This window comes from Macromonas bipunctata (assembly GCF_002837135.1).
In the GTDB taxonomy this organism is placed as follows: Bacteria; Pseudomonadota; Gammaproteobacteria; order Burkholderiales; family Burkholderiaceae_C; genus Macromonas_A; species Macromonas_A bipunctata.
In genome coordinates this window covers 1-16,866 of the sequence record NZ_NWBQ01000065.1, presented here as the reverse complement: position 1 = coordinate 16,866, position 16,866 = coordinate 1, and the positions used below count along the sequence as shown (strand labels likewise).

The window sequence follows — 16,866 nt, the reverse complement described above, 5'->3', positions numbered from 1 at the left end:
GGTGGCCGGTTTTGGCGCGCCGCCGCCGCTGCACCAGCAGTCGGCCCCGGTGCCGCAGGCTGGCCCCGCTGTGTGGGGTCCGCGCACGGGCCGCACGCCCATGGGCGGGCGCGTCGACCCGATGGGCGGCAGCAACATGGAAGAGTACGAAATCCCGACCTACCTGCGCCGCCAGTCCAGCGACAAGTGACACCTCGCCCCGACCGCCCCTCCGTGTGGCGCTGGTTCGAGCAGCGCGTCAACCCCTACCCGCGGGCGGTGCCGGTGCCGCCGCCGCGCGGCTTCTGGGCCTTCGTGTGGGCGGGCACCGCCGGGCTGCGGCCCTACGTGGTGGGCATGACGCTGCTGACGGCCACCATTGGCGCGCTGGAGGCGCTGCTGTTTGCCCTGCTGGGCCGCCTGGTGGACTGGCTGGGCCAAGTGCAGCCCAGCCGCTTGTGGATCGAGGAAGGCCACACCCTGCTGGCGCTGGGCGGCGTGATGCTGGGCAGCGTGGCGCTGGTGGCGCTGCAAACCTTGCTCAAGCACCAGACGCTGGCGGGCAGCTTTCCGATGCGCTTGCGCTGGAACTTCCACCGCCTGATGCTGGGCCAGAGCATGGCCTTCTACCAGGACGAGTTTGCCGGGCGCGTGGCCGCCAAGGTGATGCAGACCGCGCTGGCGGTGCGCGACACCGTGTTCATCCTGGCCGATATCCTGGTCTTTGTTTCCATCTACTTCATCACCATGGTGGCGGTGCTGGGCGGCTTTGACGCCTGGATGCTGCTGCCCTTCCTGGGCTGGCTGGGGCTGTACGCGCTGGCGCTGCGCTGGTTCATCCCGCGCCTGTCGCGGGTGTCCAAGGACCAGGCCGGGGCGCGCGCCCTGATGACGGGCCGCATCACCGACGCCTACACCAACATCGCCACCGTCAAACTGTTCTCGCACGCCGGGCGCGAGGCTGGTTACGCCCAAAGCGCGATGCGCGAATTCATGGCCACCGTGCACGCGCAGATGCGGCTGGTCAGCGGCATCGAGATCATCAACCACACCCTGAGCATGACGCTGATTGCCAGCACCGCCGGCGTGGCGCTGTGGCTGTGGAGCCAGGGCCAGGTCGGCATCGGGGCCGTGGCCGCCGCCACCGCCATGGCGTTGCGCCTCAACGGCATGTCGCACTGGGTGATGTGGGAAATGGCTTCGCTGTTCGAGCACGTGGGCACGGTGCAGGACGGCATCAACACCCTGGCGCAGCCCCAGCGCGTGCTGGACGCGCCCGACGCCCAGCCGCTGCAGGTGCCGCGCGGCGAGGTGCGCTTCGACAACGTCAGCTTTGCCTACGGCCAGCCGGGGCAGCCAGCCCAGCCGGGCCAGCCTGAGGCCGCGCCGCGCTGGGTCATCCGTGATTTGAACTTGACTATCCGCCCGGGCGAGAAAATCGGCCTGGTCGGGCGTTCTGGCGCGGGCAAGTCCACCATCGTCAACCTGCTGCTGCGCTTTTACGACCTGGAGCATGGCCGCATCACCATCGACGGCCAGGACATTGCCCGGGTGACGCAAGACAGCCTGCGCCAGCACATTGGCATGGTGACGCAGGACACCTCGCTGCTGCACCGCTCGGTGCGCGACAACCTGCTCTACGGCCGCCCCGACGCCAGCGAGGCCGACATGCTGGCCGCCGCCCAGCGCGCCGAGGCGCACGGCTTCATCCAGACCCTGAGCGACGCCACCGGCCGCACCGGCTACGACGCCCACGTGGGCGAGCGCGGGGTCAAGCTCTCGGGCGGGCAGCGCCAGCGCATTGCCATTGCGCGCGTCATGATCAAGGACGCGCCCATTTTGCTGCTGGACGAGGCCACCAGCGCGCTGGATTCCGAAGTCGAGGCCGCCATCCAGACCAGCCTGTACCGCCTGATGGAAGGCAAGACCGTGGTGGCGATTGCGCACCGCCTCTCCACCATTGCCGCGATGGACCGCTTGCTGGTGCTCGATCAGGGCCGTGTGGTGGAGCAGGGCAGCCATGCCGAACTGCTGGCGCAAGGCGGGTTGTATGCGCGCTTGTGGGCGCACCAGAGCGGTGGTTTTTTGGGCGAAGAAGCGTGACCTGACCGGGCGTCTGCCGTGACGCGGCCCGGCCCGCTGCACGGAGATACCCCATCCCGCATAATGCCGGCCATGATCGCGCAACGTACCCTCAAGACCCTGACCCGTGCCGTGGGCATGGGCCTGCACAGCGGCCAGCGCGTGGAGCTGACGCTGCGCCCGGCGCCGCCCGACACCGGCATCGTGTTCCGGCGGGTCGATCTGCCCATGCCGGTGCAGATTCCCGTCCACGCGCAGGCCGTGACCGACACGCGGCTGGCCTCCACCATCTCCAACGGCGGCGCCAAGGTACACACCATCGAGCACATCATGAGCGCCTGCGCCGGACTGGGCATCGACAATCTCATCATCGACATCACCGCCGAGGAGGTGCCGATCCTGGACGGCTCGGCGGCGTCGTTCGTGTACCTGCTGCAAAGCGCGGGCATCGAGCTGCAGTCCGAACCCCGGCGCTTCATCCGTGTGCTGCAGCCGGTGGAGGTGCGCGAGGGCGAGGGCCGCAGCCTGAAGTGGGCGCGCCTGGAGCCCTACCACGGCTACAAGCTCAGCTTCGAGATCGAGTTTGACCACCCCGCCGTCAGCGCCAGTGGCCAGACCGTGACGTTTGACTTGGGCAGCGGCCAGTACGCGCGTGAAATTGCCCGTGCCCGCACTTTCGGTTTTACGCGCGATGTGGAGATGATGCGTGCCAACGGCTTGGCCTTGGGCGGTGGGCTGGACAACGCCATTGTGCTGGACGACAACAAAGTGCTCAACGCCGACGGCCTGCGCTACCAAGACGAATTTGCCAAGCACAAAATTCTGGACGCGATGGGCGATCTCTACATCATTGGCCGCCCGTTGCTGGCGGCGTACAGCGCGTTCCGCAGCGGCCACGCCATGAACAACCAACTGCTGCGCGCGTTGTTGGCCCAGCCTGAAGCTTACGATTTGGTGACTTTCCCGCGCGACAGCCAGGCACCGGCCGGTTTTGCCGAGCTGGGCCAGTACCACTGAGCCGGGTAGTGCTTCTTCAGTAACTGCGTCCGGCTTTGTACGCGGCGTGGATGCGCGCCTGCGTGGGTGCCACCTTGTGGATGGCCTGCGTGTGGCGCGCCACCTGCGCGTGCGTGATGCACAGGCCCAGCGCGTCGGCGGCGTCCTTGCCGGGCAGGCCGGGCAGTTGCAGCAGGCGTTTGACCATCTCCTGCACTTGGGCCTTGGCCGCCTTGCCGTGGCCCGTCACAGCTTTCTTGAGTTGCAGCGCGGTGTATTCGCTCACGCTCAGGCCGTTGGCCACCAGCGCGGTCAGGCAGCAGCCGCGCGCCTGACCCAGAATCAGCGTGGCTTGCGGGTTGACGTTGACGAACACAATTTCGCACGCGGCCACGTCGGGTTGGTAGCGGCCCACCACCTCGCTGATGCCGTCAAAGATGACCTTGAGCCTTTCGGGCAACAGCGCGCCCTCACTGGGGCTGGTGCGGATGGTGCCGCTGGCCACGTATGCCATGCGGGGGCCATCGGTGTCGATGACACCAAAGCCGGTGGCTTGCAGGCCGGGGTCAATGCCCAAGATGCGCATGGTGGTGGGGTCTTTCCAAAGGGGTTCAGGGCGGTGTGACCGCGTTCATGCGTGCTGCAATGGTGCTGGCCCGGTTGTTGAGGTAGCGCGAGTTGACGCGTTGTTCAAAGCGTTTGGGCGCGGGCAGCATCACCGCCAGCCGGGCCGCCTCGCGTGCGCTGAGTTGCCGCGCCGACTTGCCAAAGTAGCGTTGCGCCGCCGCTTCGGCACCAAAAATGCCTTCGCCCCATTCCACGTTGTTGAGGTAGATTTCCAGGATGCGCCGCTTGCTCAAGAACGCTTCCAGCGTCATGGTCAGCACCAGCTCCTGGCCCTTGCGCAGCAGGCTGCGTTCGCCCGACAGCAGCAGGTTCTTGGCCAGCTGCTGCGTGATGGTGGAGCCGCCCACCACCTTGGGCGGCTTGACTTGTGCGGGATCCTTGCCCTGGGCTACTTGGGCCTCGGCACGGGCGGCGCTGCGCTCGTTGCGTTCCCAGGCGGCTTCCAGTGCGTCCCAGTCCACGCCGTCGTGCTGGTTGAAGCCGGAATCCTCCGCCGCCAGCACCGCGCGCTTGAGGTGCGGCGAGATGGCGTCGTAGTCGCGCCACTGCTGGCGCCAGGTGAATGCGGGCCGCTCGCGCGCAATGCGCCAGGCCTCGGAACGCTGGAACGCCGTGCTCTGCGGGTCAACCACCGCCATCAGCGCAATGCGGCCTACAAAAAACAGCTGCAACGCCAATCCGGCCAGCAGCACCCACAGCAGCCAGCGCACCACACCCCTCATGCCCACGCCCCTTGCCACTCAGCCGCCATTGCTCAACTGTTGCGTCTGCAGCGTGGCGTCGCTGGTGAAGCGAAAGCGCGACACCACCACAATTTGGTCGGCGGCCACGCGCATGTCGGGGTTGAAGCGGCCAAAGGTGAGGCTGTGCACGATGCTTTGTGCGTGGCGATCCAGCACCGCCTGGCCCGAGGCCTGCAGCACTTCGGTGCTGAGCACCTGGCCGTCGTGGTTGACGGTGATGAGCATGGTCAGCTCACCGTACAGCTTGCGTCCACCCGCTTGCGGAAAGTGGCTGGTGCCGCGCTCCTCGATCTTGCGGCGCAGGTCGTCGTAGTACAGCGCGTAGCTGGCCTCGCGCGTGGAGGGGCCAACGTAGCGTTTGCGCGGGCGGGCGTTTTCTTCGTTGATGCGGCGCTCGATTTCGGCCAGCAGTTTGAGCAGCAACTCGCGTTGCTGTTCGGGTGCGGTGCCGTCGGTGGGCGGCGGCGTGTGTTGGGGCCGGTCGGGCGTGCGTTCGGGTTGCTGCTCGGGCAGGCTGGCCAGTTGCTGGCGCAGTTGCGTCAGCAGGCGCTGCTGCTGCTGTTGCAGGCGCTCGATGCGCTGGTCCTGGTCTTGCAGCGCATCGCCCAATTGGGTGTGCATGGACGGCGGCAGCGGCGAGGTGGCGCGGCCCTGCGCGGCATCACCGCCCCCGGCCAGGTGGGCCTGGGCGATGGCCTGGGGCGCATCGGGCGCTTCGTCGCTGCGCGCGTTGACGAGGATCACCTCCAGCGGGGTGTCCTGGAATACGCGGTTGAATTGCTCGGGTGCGGCAAAGCGCAGCGTCAGCAGCAGCGCGTGCAGCGCCACCGAGATGGCCAGCGCCACCTGCAGCGTGCTCAACCGTTGCCACACCTTCACGTTGCGCCACCGTGCCGCGTTCAGGCCTGGGCCGCCGCCGGGCTGGCGGCGCCGGTGGCGGGCGGGGCCGCGTCGCCGTTGCTGTCGTCGTCGGCCATGTCCAGCGCCAGCGTGAGCGGTGCGGCAAGCTCGGCGTCCTCTTCGGCTTCGGCCTCCAGCGCGTCGGCGGAGAGGGCTGGGGTGTCGAGCCGCTCGATCACGGTGCCCGTCACTTCCAGCGAGATGTCGTCCAGCAACCCCAGGCGCACGCGCACCTGCGCGCCACGCGGCAGGCCGTCGGCGCCCAGCACGCCCAGCACCAGCGGCAGCTCGTCGGCGCGCACCAGGTTGTCCTTGATGACGGTGGCGGTCAACTCGGTGATGCCGTGTTGGCGGATGTAATGCAGTGTCCAGTAACGCTCCATGCCGTTCTGGAACTGGTTGTAGGCGGTGTACGCGGCGTCAAAGGCGCTGATGACCGAGAACAAATCGGCATCTTTGGGCTTGAACGGGGCCACCAGCGCGGCGGTGGCGCCGTGGCGCGCGCAGGCAATGATCTGCCACTGGTTGACCAGATCGGTGTAACGGCGCAGCGGCGAGGTGCTCCAGGCGTAGCTGGGCACGCCTATGCCCGCGTGCGGCAGCGCCTTGGTGCCCATGCGCACCTTTACGCCCGGCGCCAGACTGGCCTGGCTGCGGTAGATGCCCGGCACGCCACTGCTGGCCAGCAACTGGCCCCAAGTGCTGTTGGCCAGGATCATGGCCTCGGCCACCATCAAGTCCAGCGGCGCACCGCGCGAACGGGTACCGATGACCACGGTTTCATCGCCCGCCGGGGCGTCGCCCTCCACGCCTTCGAGCTTGAAGGTGTAGTCGGGGCGGGTGAAGGTCTCGGGTTTGCCACGCACCACCTCGCGCCGTGTTTTGCACACCAACGCCAGCCGGTACAGGAACGACAGTTCCGGGCGCAGCGCGGCCACTTCGTCGCTCAATGGTGCGCCGGTGGGGGCTTGCGGGTCTTGCAGCCAGTCGGCGGTGATGGCCTGGTCGAGCTGATCGTGGCGCAGGTTGTGCGCAATCGGCACCAGTTCCAATTTGGTCTCGCTGCGCTGCACGGTCAGTTCGGTTTCGTCGAACGTGAGGTACAGCGACAGCGCAGGGCGGTTGCCACCCGCGTCCAGCGTGTAGGTTTGCACCACCGCGTCGGGCAGCATGGTGATTTTGTGGCCCGGCATGTAGACCGTGCTCAGGCGGTTGCGCGCCACCTGGTCGATAGCACTGCCGGGCTGGATGGCCAGGCCCGGGGCCGCAATGTGGATGCCCAATGTCACGCTGCCCGTGCCCAGGCCCTGCACGCTCAGCGCATCGTCGATTTCGGTGGTGGTGGAATCGTCGATGGAGAACGCCTGCACGCTGGCCAGCGGCAGCTCGTCGGCCACCGGCGGCGCCTGCAAGGCCGGAAAGCCCGTGCCCTTGGGAAAGTGCTCGAACAGGAAACGCTGCCAATGGAACTGGTAGGCGTTGCGGATGGCGCCCGCCTTTTGCAGCAGCGTCAGCGGCGCCAGGTGCGTGACGTGGGCCGCGTGCACCACCGCCTTGTACTCGGGCGCGTTCTTGTCGGGCTTGAACAGGATCTTGTACAGCTGCTCCTGGATCGGGGCCGGGCACTGGCCCGCGGCCAGCTCGGCGGTCCACGCCTCGATCTGGGCGTTGATCTGCTGCTTTTTCTCCAGCGCCGCCAGCGCCTGTTGCAGCACCTCGGGGCTGGCCTTCTTGAAGCGGCCCTTGCCCGCACGGCGGAAGTAGTGCGGCGCTTCGCTCAGGCGCAGCAGCGCGGCCACTTGCTGCTCCAGCGTGGCCTGGGCGCTGAAGTAGTCGCGCGCCAGGTCGGCGTAGCCGAACTCGTCTTCCGGCGCAAATTCCCACGCCAGGTCGAGCTCGATCTCGTGTGCCAGCGCCTGCGCACCGGCCATCAGCACGGCGGGCGCGGGCTTGTCGAACTTGAGCAGCACATGGGCGGCCTTGACCTTGACGCGCTTGCCGCTGTCCAGCTCCACTTGCAGGGAGCTGTCGGCCTCGGACATCACGCGGCCGGTCTGGAACTTGCCGGCGTCATCAAACAGTGCAAACAAAATGGGGCTTTCGGTGGGGTCGGCGGTGGCGCTGCACAGGGGCGGCAGCACAAAGGGTGCAAGTTTAGCGGGTGGCGGGGTGGGCGTGATGGTGTTGTTACCCCTGGCAGCGCCGGCTTGCCTCAAAAAAATCATGATTTACATGACATCATGTATGTCATAAGCTGCCCTATTTTGGTATGATACTGGTTATGTCATGTTAGTCACATAAGGAGTGAGTAGTGTCGTTTTCAAAAGCAGAAATGCAAGCAGAGTTGTTGCGGTTCCTCTCCCTGTTGGGGCGGCAGACCAGCCAGCTGTATGGGTTGGATGAGGCAAGCCTGACGCAGCGGGAAGCTATCGAGGCCTCCCCGATCTGGATGGGGGTGGAGGAGATGTACGACTACGGCATCATGGGGATGCCGAACAAGATCCTGTTTCCGGGGAGAAGACTTGAAGGCATCCACGCCAGTGTTGAACGGTTCTTTCATGGCATCCACACTGTGGCCATGAGGCCTTTTTTGGAGGAGCTGGACAACGCCGTACCTCGGCTGGCGTTGCGTGCGGTGCAGACTGCGGTGGCGCGGATGGTGCTGGATGGTGGCCGTCGCGCCACCGACTACGGCATGGACGAATATGGCTTTGGCAACAGCACCTGGGATCACCTGACCTTGGCCGAAGTGGCCTTGTTGGCCAACATGGACGAACGCAGCGTACGCAACGCCGCCAACCCGAAATTGGCAGCCCCGCTAAAAACAACACAAGTTGGGAAACGTTCGCTGGTCACCCCTGAAGAAGCGCGCCGTTGGCTTGCGGGCCGAAAAGGCTTTGTTCCGACGCAAAGTGTTGATTTTGAGCCTTTGGCACCTGCTCCTGAAAGAAATTTTTTACTGGATTTGGAGTTTGTAAAGGATCTTCATCGCAAAGCTGAAGAGCATGGAATGTCCTTGAACCATTACTTGAATACTATTTTAGGTGGAGATAATTTCTGGAAACTTGCTCAAGAAATGATGGACGAAGAGGAGGGTAAAAAATGAAATTCACAGACCATGCGGCCACCAGAAGTCAGCAGCGCGGCATTCCGCCTTTGATGGTGGATCTCCTGCTCAAGTTTGGTTGCCGTGAACACGACCACGCAGGAGCTGAAGTGTGTTTTTTTGATCGGCGCTCAAAAAAACGTCTCGAAAGCTACGCTGGCAGCCTTGCTGGAAAATTGAGTGAACACTTGGACAGTTACATCGTGGTGGCTGGTGACTCGATTGTGACTGTCGGACATCGTTACAAGAGAATCAATCGAATTTGAGTTAAGTTTTTTTAAATTAAGGTTGTTATGAATGATTATATTTTAAATGCAATTAATTGTGGTTTTTTGAATAAAGACAATATTTCTTTTTCTTTGATGCACTCTGAATTTAAAAAGCAAAAGCAAGGTGTGCATGACCAGTTAAAATGGGGCCGCGCAATTATTAGTAGTGTCGATCAACTTAATCAATATTTGCACTCTTACGGAGATATGACTAAAAAGCAGTGGAAAGAAATTTTCGGTAAGTTTTTGTTTAAACCTGATTTTTTGCAGATCATCGATTATGGCTGTGGTCAGGGATTGGCATCTGCATCGTTATTTGATGAGTATGGTAAGGATCTTCGGGTCAATACTAAGAGCGTTACATTGATAGAGCCGTCTGCGCTCGCATTAAGAAGGGCAGAGGCAATTGTTCGTTGTTATTGCCCTGAGTCTTCTGTTTTTTCTTTGAATGATTTTGTTGGTAGGGTTAAATTTGAAAATTTAAATTTAATTCCTGGCGTTGAATTTGCACATATTTTTTCCAATGTGTTGGATATTCCTGGGTTTGATGGTTTGTCTATTTTTAGAAAAATATTAAAAACTAGGGGAGTTCATAATATTTTTGCAGTTAGTCATGATAGAAATTTTTTTGGCGGCTCTCGGGTGTTTGATGAAATTATTAAAATAATTGATGATTCTTTTCATGTTGGAGTGGATTATAAAGATATTTACAAATTTAAAATTATTGTGAGTGGGAAAGATGCTGATATGATTGGATTGTTTTGTCAGCTGGAGGTGTTGGGTGAATAGTTTATTTGAGAATCATGAAGTTGATTTGCCTTTTCAGATTTCACTGAAATCTGAGTGGATTGTGCAGTCAATTAATGGATGGGAAGGATATAGCATAACCGTTCCGAATGGTTGTTTGATTTATATAAAAAACTTTTTTGATAAAAAAGTAAGTGGTAGAGCTTTGGAGTATTTTCAAGAGGCTGAACTACTGGATTGGCATCGTGCTGATTGGAAAAATGCTTTGGCTTTGGGGGTGGATAACATTCAGTTTAAAAATATAAAGTGGAAACAAGATTTCATAAAAATTTATGGAAAAAAAATTCCTCTGCCCAGATTAACGTCTTGGTATGGCGATAGCAATAAGATGTATACTTATTCCGGTATTACATCTGTTCCAAATGAATGGAATGCTGGGCTTTTGTATATGAAAAAAGAAATCGAAAAATTTTCACAGATTGACTTTAATAGCGTCCTGCTAAATTGGTATCGTGATGGAGAGGATTGTTTGGGGTGGCATGCTGATGATGAAAAGGAGCTTGGTAAAAACCCTGTAATCGCTTCTGCAAATTTTGGAGAAGAAAGAGATTTCTTAATAAGAAGAAATGATGATCATTCGCAAAAAATAAAAATTTTTCTTGGGCATGGTAGTCTGCTCATAATGAAAGGAGAGCTTCAGCATTTCTGGCAACATTCTGTTCCAAAAAGAAAAAAGGTAGAGGGATCAAGGTTCAACTTGACATTCAGAAGGATTGGTGTTGATTCTTGAGTTTTTAGAGTGAAATAATCTTCAGATTTTTTGTTCCGACAGCCGCAACTGCCAGGCCAGGTATTCCGAACGGCGTAGGCGGTAGCGCGCCACGCTGCCTTCGTGCAGCTGTTGCAGCGCGCTGGCCAGCAGTTCGGCAAAGGCGGGGCTGCTGCGCCAACTGGGCGGTGGCGCAGCAGTCAAGGTATTCTGGTGCCATGTACACCCCCGACCCCACCGCCAGCGCCCACTTTTACCGCGATCTGCCCGCTTTGCCGTCGCTGGAGGCCGCGCTGGCGCCCCGTGCGCAGGCCGATGTGCCCGATGACTGGTACTGCGTGGTGGCCGACGTGGTGCAATCGACCCAGGCCATTGCCGCCGGGGCCTACAAGCAGGTCAACACCGTGGGCGTGGCCTGCATTGCGGCGCTGGTCAACATGGACCGCAGCCTGCAACTGCCCTTTGTGTTTGGCGGCGATGGGGCCACCTTTGCCGTGCCCGACAGCCACATCGAGCCGACCTTGCGCGCCTTGCGTGGCACGCAGCAGCTGGCGGCGCAGCAGTTTGGCCTGCAACTGCGCGCCGGGCTGGTGCCGGTGGGTGAGCTGCGCGCTGCTGGCCATGGGGTGAAGGTGGCCAAGGTGCAGTTGTCAACGCACGTGGGGCAGGCGGTGCTGGCTGGATCGGGCTGGGCCGAGGCCGAGCGGCGCGTCAAGGCCGGGTGGCCCGATGCGGGCGTGCTGCACGTCCAGCCCGACGACGGCCCCGCCGAGGCCAGCTTCGAGGGCTTTGAATGCCGCTGGCAAGAGGTGCCCAGCTTCCAGGGTCACAAGCTGGCGCTGATTGTGCTGGCACGTGCCAGCGACCCGGCGCAGGCGCAGCACACCTACCAGCGCGTGCTGGCGCAGCTGCGCGCCGCGCTGGGCGACGACCTGAGCGCCCACCACCCGCTGCGCGCCGAACGCATGCGCCTGAGCTTCTCGCCCCGCCAGCTGATGGGCGAGTGGATGGTGCGCACCGCCGGGCTGCGTTTCACCGGCAAACTGGCCTACGCGGCCCGGCTGCTGCTGCACAACGTGGCGGGCAGCTACCTGTTTGCGCGCCGCATCGACACTGCCAGTGTGGCTTGGAGCCACTACCGCGACGATCTGGTGCGCCAGACCGACTTCCGCAAGTTCGACGCCGCCTTGCGCATGGTGCTGGACGTGACCGATGCCCAGTACCAGGCGTTGCAGGCCTGGCTGGACGCGCAGCAGGCCCAGGGTGCGCTGGTGTATGGCCTGCACCTGTCCGACCATGCGCTGGTGACGTGTCTGGTGGAATCGCACGCCGACAAGCACCTGCACTTTGTGGATGGCAGCGACGGCGGCTATGCCCTGGCCGCGCGCCAGCTCAAGCGGCACCTGCTGCAGGTGCCGCCCCAGCCCCAGCCCCAGCATCCGTAGCCGGTGCGGGCAGCAGTTGTGCCACCAGCTGCCGCACCTGGTGCTGCAGTGCGGCCAGGCTGGCGCCGTTGTGCAGGCGGTGGTGCGCCACGGGCCAATCGGGCGGGATGGGTTCGGCGTGGGCCAACTGGGCGGCCAGCACCTCGGGCGTGGCGTCGGAGGCATCGTTCTGCTGCTGTTGCCGGGCCACGATGCGCGCGCGCAGCAGCGCCGGGTCGGCCACGCATTCCACCAGCGCACACCCGGCCTTGGCCTGTTGCGCGGCGGTGTGCAGCTGGGCGCGTTCGCGCTGGCGCAGGCAGGCGGCATCCAGCACCACCCAGTACCCCAGTTGTAGCAGGGCGCGGGCCTGTTGTTGCAGGTGGGTGTAGGTGCGGGCGGTGGTGGCAGGGGCGTACAGGGTGGCGTGGTCGGCGGGGCGCTCGGTGGCGGCCAGGCCATGCAGGCGCTTGCGTTCCACGTCGGAGCGCAGGCGTACCGCGCCAATGCCGCGTTCGGCCAGTGCCTCCACCAGCAGCCCGGCCACGGTGGATTTGCCCGACCCGCTCAGGCCGGTGGTCAGCAGCAGCCGGGGTGGGGTGGCGGGCGTGGCCAGGCAGCGTTCGGCCAGTGCCCAGTAGTGTTCCACCACGGCGGGTGCGTCGCCACTGAGCAGCGCCACCTTGGCCCGCACCAGTGCGCGGTAGGCGGCAAACAGCGGCAGGCCGCGCAGGCCGTCCAAGTCGCCGGTGCGCTCGATGTAGGCGTTGATGAAGCGCCACGCCAGCGCGGGCTGCCCGCGTGCCAGCAAGTCCATGAAGGCGAAGGCGGCATCGTTCATCACGTCGATGCAGCGCAGGTCGGCGTTGAATTCGAGGGCATCGAACGCCACCACCGCACCCTGCCACAGCACCAGGTTGCCCAGGTGCAGGTCGCCGTGGCATTCGCGCACGTGGCCGCTGCGCTGGCGTTGTTGGCACCACGGGGCCAGTTGTTGCAGTTGCAGTTGCAGCTGGGTGCGCAGGCGGGCCAGCCGTGCGGGTGTCAGGCTGGCGGGGCGCGCCGGGTGGCTGGCGATCTCGTCACAACTTTCCAGCATCCAGGCGGCCAGCGGCTGGTGCGGATGCCAGTCGGGCGGCAGGGCGGGCAGGCGCTGGTGGAACGCAGCCACGTGCGCGGCCAGCGCATCAATGTGCTGGGTTTGCAGCGCGCCGCTGTCGGCCAGCGTGGCCAGCACGTCCTGGGTCGGAAAGCGGCGCATGTGCAGCACCCAGTCGATGGCTTGGTGTGCATGGGCGGCAGTGCCCAGCGTGGCGGTGTCGGTATTCCCCAGCACCGGCAGCACGTCCAGGTACAGCCCCGGTGCGGTGCGCTGGTTCAGGCGCAGCTCTTCCGCCACAAAGTGGCGCCGCTGCGCCAGCGTGGAAAAGTCCAGGAACGGCAACCGCACCGGCTTTTTGAGCTTGTAGGCATCTTGGCCCACCAGCAGCACGGTGGAGATGTGGGTGTCGATGCGCTCGATGGTGGTGCCGGGGTACAGCGCGACCAGGTGGCGCAGCAGCGCGGGCAGGCAGGGGTTGTCGTGCATCACAGCCCCCGCACCACGTCCATCGCTTCCTCGATGCGCTCCACCGGGTGCAGAGTCATGCCTTCCAGTGCCTTGGCCAGGGCGGTGTCGCCTTTTTTGGGCATATTGGCCTTGGGCACGATGGCGACGCTGAAGCCCAGTTTGGCCGCTTCCTTCAGGCGCTCTTGTCCGCGTGGGGCGGGGCGCACCTCGCCCGCCAGGCCAATCTCGCCAAACGCCAGAAAACCCTGTGGCAGTGCCTTGCCGCGCAGGCTGCTGGTGATGGCCAGCAGCACGGCCAGATCGGCAGCCGGTTCACCAATGCGCACGCCGCCCACCGCGTTGACGAACACATCTTGGTCGGCGCACGACACGCCCGCGTGCCGGTGCAGCACCGCCAGCAGCATGGCCAGCCGGTCGCGGTCCAGGCCCACGCTCAGGCGGCGCGGGCTGGGGCCGCCGCTGTCCACCAGCGCCTGGATTTCCACCAGCATGGGGCGTGTGCCTTCCAGCGTCACCAGCACGCAACTGCCGGGCACGGGCTGGCTGTGCTGGCTCAAAAAGATGGCGCTGGGGTTGTTCACCCCTTTGAGGCCGCGCTCGGTCATGGCAAACACGCCAATTTCGTTCACTGCGCCAAAGCGGTTCTTGATGGCGCGGATCAAGCGGTAGCTGCTGTGCGTGTCGCCCTCAAAATACAGCACCGTGTCCACCATGTGCTCCAGCACACGCGGCCCGGCCAGCGCGCCTTCCTTGGTCACATGGCCCACCAGCACAATCGCCACCCCGCTGGCCTTGGCGGCGCGCGTCAGGTGCGCCGCGCATTCGCGCACCTGTGACACCGACCCCGGCGCGGCACTGAGCTGGTCGGAATACACGGTCTGGATCGAGTCGATCACCGCAATGGCGGGCTTGTGGCTGTCCAGCGTGGCCAGGATTTTTTCCAGCTGAATTTCGGCCAGCACCTTGACTTGACTCTGCTCCAGCCCCAGCCGGCGTGAGCGCAACGCCACCTGTGCCCCGCTTTCCTCGCCCGTCACGTACAGCGTGGACAAGCCCGTGCGTTGCAGCGCGTCCACCGCTTGCAGCAGCAGTGTCGATTTGCCGATGCCGGGATCGCCACCAATCAGCACCACACCGCCCTCCACAATGCCACCGCCCAGCACGCGGTCCAGCTCGCCCAACCCGGTGGGGGTGCGCTCCACGTCGGCGGCCTGGATTTCGCTCAACACCGTCAACGCCGCGCTGGGGGCCAGCCCCTTGGCTTGGCTCAGGCGGTTTTTGCCACCGCCGCTGGCGGGCTCGGCCACGCTTTCTACCAGGCTGTTCCAGGCGTTGCAGTGCGGGCACTTGCCCAGCCAACGCGGTGTGGTGCCGCCGCATTCGTTGCAGGTGTAAGTGGTTTTGTCTTTGGTGGCCATAGCCGCAAAGGATAATCCACGCCCATGTCTCCTGTTGTGATCCAGAAACCGCCCTTGTGGCAACGCCTGCGCCCGGTGTGGGGTGGCTTTGATGGCTGGCTGGCGCTGGCCGTGCTGATACTGGCCTGCATGGGGCTGGTGGTGATGTACTCGGTGGGTTACGACCACGGCACCCGCTTTGCCGACCATGGCCGCAACATGCTGCTGGCGTTGTTCGTGCTGCTGTTGATTTCGCAAATCCCGCCCCAACGCCTCATGCTGTTGGCGGTGCCGCTCTACACCACCGGCGTGCTGCTGTTGTTGGGGGTGGAGTTGTTTGGCATCACCAAAAAGGGGGCCACGCGCTGGATCGACCTCGGCTTCGTCGTCATCCAGCCCAGCGAGCTGATGAAAATTGCTATGCCCATGATGCTGGCCTGGTGGTTCCAGAAGCGCGAGGGCAGCCTGCGCCCGCTGGACTTTGCCGTGGCCGGGCTGATCCTGGCCGTGCCCTCCGCGCTCATCCTCAAGCAGCCCGACCTGGGCACCACGCTGCTGGTGATGGCCTCGGGCTTGTTCGTCATCTTTTTTGCGGGCCTGAGTTGGCGCCTGATTGTGCCGCCGCTGCTGCTGGCGGTGGCGGGCATCGTCACGCTGGTGGTGATGGAGCCGCAATGGTGCGCGCCCGATGTGGACTGGAAAATACTGCACGAGTACCAGCGCCAGCGCGTGTGTACCTTGCTCGACCCGACCAAAGACCCGCTGGGCAAGGGCTTTCACATCATCCAAGGCATGATCGCCATTGGCTCGGGCGGCGTGTGGGGCAAGGGCTTCATGCGCGGCACCCAGACCCACCTCGAATTCATCCCCGAGCGCACCACCGACTTCATCTTTGCCGCCCTCTCTGAGGAATTCGGCTTTGTGGGCGTGCTCACGCTGCTGGCGGCGTTCTTGTTCCTCATCTACCGGGGCCTGATGGTGGCGCTGGAAGGCATCACCCTGTTCGACCGCCTGCTGGCCGGGGCCGTGACGCTCAACTTTTTTGTCTATGCTTTTGTCAACATGGGCATGGTCAGCGGCATTCTGCCGGTGGTGGGCGTGCCGTTGCCGTTCATCAGCTACGGCGGCACCGCCATGGTGACGCTGGGCGCAGGGTTGGGCATTTTGATGTCGGTGGCCAAGGCGCGGCGGCTGTTACAAAGTTGAGTTGCTTGAACGTTGTTGCCATTGCCAAGCGTGCTGCACCATGTCGTGCAGCCTGGGGTAGCGTTGCACCCAGCCCAGTTCCTGCTGGGCCCGGGTGGCATCCGCTACCAGGCGGGCCGGGTCGCCGGAACGGCGTGGAGCGTCCTGTACCGGCACCGAGCGGCCCGTCACGCGCTGCACGGTGTCCAGCACTTGCTGCACTGAAAACCCTTGCCCGTTGCCCAAGTTGTAGCAGCGGCTGCCACCACCGGCCAGCAAGTGCTGCAAGGCCAGCCAGTGCGCCTCGCACAAATCGCTCACGTGGATGTAGTCGCGGATGCAGGTGCCGTCGGGCGTGTCGTAGTCGCGTCCAAACACGCTCATGTGCGCGCGCTGTCCTGCCGCCGCTTGCAATGCCAGAGGAATCAGGTGCGTTTCTGGTTCGTGGCGCTCGCCCAGACGGCCTTCAGGGTCGGCTCCGGCGGCATTGAAGTAGCGCAAGCACATCGACCGCAACCCGTAGGCCGCCTCGTAATCGGGCAACACCTGCTCCACCATCCACTTGCTGCGGCCATACGGGTTGATGGGGCGCTGTGGGTGCAACTCGTCGATGGGCGAGTACAACGGCTCGCCAAACGTGGCGGCGGTGGACGAAAAAATGAACCTCGCTACCCCCGCAGCGCGCATGGCATCCAGCAGTTGCAGCGTGTGGCCCAAGTTGTTTTGGTAATACTTGGCGGGGTGCTGTACCGATTCGCCCACTTGGATCAGCGACGCAAAGTGCATCACCGCATCAAAGCGGTGTTGGGTCAGCAAGTCGTCCAGCAACTGCCGGTCGGCCACATCGCCCTGCACCAATTCGCCGTACAGTACGGCATTGCGGTGCCCGTTGCTCAGGTTGTCCAGCGTGGTCACGCGGCAGCCCGCCTGCCCCAAACGCTGCACCATGTGCGAGCCAATGTAACCCGCACCACCCACCACCAGAATGTGCGGTAATTTTGAATTGCCATTTATTGTGCGTCGATCACAGTGTTGTATGCCAATGACCCAAATTGAGCGGCAAGCCTCGGGG

The 16,866-nt window shown here is 63.0% G+C and carries 16 protein-coding genes and 1 pseudogene; 9 read left to right on the top strand and 8 right to left on the bottom strand.

Annotation, left to right across the window (positions count from 1 at the left end; genetic code table 11):
• The 3 genes and pseudogenes from CON76_RS13165 to lpxC all read left to right on the top strand — a co-directional run.
• A pseudogene (locus tag CON76_RS13165) lies at nucleotides 1–190 on the top strand (hypothetical protein); the annotation flags it as partial.
• A gap of 23 nt (nucleotides 191–213) precedes the next feature.
• Entirely contained in the window at nucleotides 214–2,082 is a 1,869-nt protein-coding gene (locus CON76_RS10280; RefSeq protein ID WP_101103271.1) for an ABC transporter ATP-binding protein, read from the top strand.
• Between the two features lie 72 nt (nucleotides 2,083–2,154).
• Nucleotides 2,155–3,078: a UDP-3-O-acyl-N-acetylglucosamine deacetylase gene (gene lpxC, locus CON76_RS10275; protein ID WP_101103270.1), complete on the top strand. Its 924-nt coding sequence runs from the start codon at nucleotides 2,155–2,157 to the stop codon at nucleotides 3,076–3,078.
• A 16-nt stretch (nucleotides 3,079–3,094) separates the two neighbouring features.
• On the opposite strand, the gene ruvC is transcribed toward lpxC, so the two are convergent.
• From ruvC to CON76_RS10255, 4 genes are read right to left on the bottom strand one after another with little or no spacing between them, the layout of a single operon-like run.
• Nucleotides 3,095–3,643, bottom strand: coding sequence for a crossover junction endodeoxyribonuclease RuvC (gene ruvC / locus CON76_RS10270; RefSeq protein WP_101103264.1), 549 nt, complete (start codon nucleotides 3,641–3,643; stop codon nucleotides 3,095–3,097).
• 25 nt (nucleotides 3,644–3,668) lie between these two features.
• Nucleotides 3,669–4,406 carry a monofunctional biosynthetic peptidoglycan transglycosylase gene (gene mtgA / locus CON76_RS10265; RefSeq protein ID WP_101103263.1) on the bottom strand — a complete coding sequence of 246 codons (738 nt, stop codon included), beginning with the start codon at nucleotides 4,404–4,406 and terminating at the stop codon, nucleotides 3,669–3,671.
• 18 nt (nucleotides 4,407–4,424) lie between these two features.
• Nucleotides 4,425–5,300, bottom strand: coding sequence for an energy transducer TonB (locus CON76_RS10260; protein WP_101103269.1), 876 nt, complete (start codon nucleotides 5,298–5,300; stop codon nucleotides 4,425–4,427).
• Nucleotides 5,301–5,326: 26 nt separating this feature from the next.
• Entirely contained in the window at nucleotides 5,327–7,417 is a 2,091-nt protein-coding gene (locus CON76_RS10255) for a ribonuclease catalytic domain-containing protein (protein WP_101103268.1), read from the bottom strand.
• 221 nt (nucleotides 7,418–7,638) lie between these two features.
• Here CON76_RS10255 and CON76_RS10250 point away from each other — a divergent pair, with 221 nt between their 5' ends.
• From CON76_RS10250 to CON76_RS10240, 4 genes are read left to right on the top strand one after another with little or no spacing between them, the layout of a single operon-like run.
• The gene (locus CON76_RS10250; RefSeq protein ID WP_145995414.1) at nucleotides 7,639–8,433 is read left to right on the top strand and encodes a hypothetical protein; all 795 of its coding nucleotides are present in this window, start codon (nucleotides 7,639–7,641) and stop codon (nucleotides 8,431–8,433) included.
• On the top strand, nucleotides 8,430–8,699 hold the full coding sequence (locus tag CON76_RS10245) for a hypothetical protein (RefSeq protein ID WP_101103261.1): 270 nt from the start codon (nucleotides 8,430–8,432) through the stop codon (nucleotides 8,697–8,699). Before CON76_RS10250 ends, CON76_RS10245 begins: the two co-directional genes overlap by 4 nt.
• A 27-nt stretch (nucleotides 8,700–8,726) precedes the next feature.
• On the top strand, nucleotides 8,727–9,491 hold the full coding sequence (locus CON76_RS12900; protein WP_145995413.1) for a hypothetical protein: 765 nt from the start codon (nucleotides 8,727–8,729) through the stop codon (nucleotides 9,489–9,491).
• Nucleotides 9,484–10,239: an alpha-ketoglutarate-dependent dioxygenase AlkB family protein gene (locus tag CON76_RS10240; RefSeq protein ID WP_169929036.1), complete on the top strand. Its 756-nt coding sequence runs from the start codon at nucleotides 9,484–9,486 to the stop codon at nucleotides 10,237–10,239. The genes CON76_RS12900 and CON76_RS10240 overlap by 8 nt, the downstream gene beginning before the upstream one ends.
• Before the next feature lie 21 nt (nucleotides 10,240–10,260).
• Here CON76_RS10240 and CON76_RS13160 read toward each other — a convergent pair whose 3' ends face one another.
• Nucleotides 10,261–10,422: a hypothetical protein gene (locus tag CON76_RS13160; RefSeq protein WP_169929035.1), complete on the bottom strand. Its 162-nt coding sequence runs from the start codon at nucleotides 10,420–10,422 to the stop codon at nucleotides 10,261–10,263.
• Nucleotides 10,423–10,436: 14 nt separating this feature from the next.
• Here CON76_RS13160 and CON76_RS10235 point away from each other — a divergent pair, with 14 nt between their 5' ends.
• Nucleotides 10,437–11,663, top strand: a complete 1,227-nt coding sequence (locus tag CON76_RS10235; protein WP_101103260.1) for a DUF3095 domain-containing protein — start codon at nucleotides 10,437–10,439, stop codon at nucleotides 11,661–11,663.
• On the opposite strand, the gene CON76_RS10230 is transcribed toward CON76_RS10235, so the two are convergent.
• Together CON76_RS10230 and radA are read right to left on the bottom strand one after the other, a co-directional pair.
• Nucleotides 11,611–13,230 (bottom strand): bifunctional aminoglycoside phosphotransferase/ATP-binding protein, encoded by a 1,620-nt coding sequence (locus CON76_RS10230; protein WP_101103259.1) that lies wholly within the window; start codon nucleotides 13,228–13,230, stop codon nucleotides 11,611–11,613. The two genes, CON76_RS10235 and CON76_RS10230, sit on opposite strands and share 53 nt — an antisense overlap.
• Nucleotides 13,230–14,630, bottom strand: coding sequence for a DNA repair protein RadA (radA, locus tag CON76_RS10225; RefSeq protein ID WP_101103258.1), 1,401 nt, complete (start codon nucleotides 14,628–14,630; stop codon nucleotides 13,230–13,232). The genes CON76_RS10230 and radA overlap by 1 nt, the downstream gene beginning before the upstream one ends.
• Nucleotides 14,631–14,654: 24 nt before the next feature.
• Between radA and rodA the strand changes: the two genes are divergently transcribed.
• Nucleotides 14,655–15,815, top strand: coding sequence for a rod shape-determining protein RodA (gene rodA / locus CON76_RS10220; RefSeq protein WP_101103257.1), 1,161 nt, complete (start codon nucleotides 14,655–14,657; stop codon nucleotides 15,813–15,815).
• Here the strand turns inward: rodA and galE are convergent.
• On the bottom strand, nucleotides 15,804–16,808 hold the full coding sequence (gene galE, locus CON76_RS10215; RefSeq protein ID WP_276309000.1) for a UDP-glucose 4-epimerase GalE: 1,005 nt from the start codon (nucleotides 16,806–16,808) through the stop codon (nucleotides 15,804–15,806). The two genes, rodA and galE, sit on opposite strands and share 12 nt — an antisense overlap.
• Nucleotides 16,809–16,866: the final 58 nt, after the last annotated feature.

Excerpts from the sequence above, each read along its gene's own strand:
- ruvC (WP_101103264.1), bottom strand. The coding sequence starts at position 3,643 with ATGCGCATCTTGGGCATTGACCCCGGCCTGCAAGCCACCGGCTTTGGT.
- rodA (WP_101103257.1), top strand. The coding sequence starts at position 14,655 with ATGTCTCCTGTTGTGATCCAGAAACCGCCCTTGTGGCAACGCCTGCGC.
- CON76_RS10235 (WP_101103260.1), top strand. The coding sequence starts at position 10,437 with ATGTACACCCCCGACCCCACCGCCAGCGCCCACTTTTACCGCGATCTG.
- CON76_RS10245 (WP_101103261.1), top strand. The coding sequence starts at position 8,430 with ATGAAATTCACAGACCATGCGGCCACCAGAAGTCAGCAGCGCGGCATT.
- radA (WP_101103258.1), bottom strand. The coding sequence starts at position 14,630 with ATGGCCACCAAAGACAAAACCACTTACACCTGCAACGAATGCGGCGGC.
- mtgA (WP_101103263.1), bottom strand. The coding sequence starts at position 4,406 with ATGAGGGGTGTGGTGCGCTGGCTGCTGTGGGTGCTGCTGGCCGGATTG.
- lpxC (WP_101103270.1), top strand. The coding sequence starts at position 2,155 with ATGATCGCGCAACGTACCCTCAAGACCCTGACCCGTGCCGTGGGCATG.
- CON76_RS10230 (WP_101103259.1), bottom strand. The coding sequence starts at position 13,230 with ATGCACGACAACCCCTGCCTGCCCGCGCTGCTGCGCCACCTGGTCGCG.
- CON76_RS12900 (WP_145995413.1), top strand. The coding sequence starts at position 8,727 with ATGAATGATTATATTTTAAATGCAATTAATTGTGGTTTTTTGAATAAA.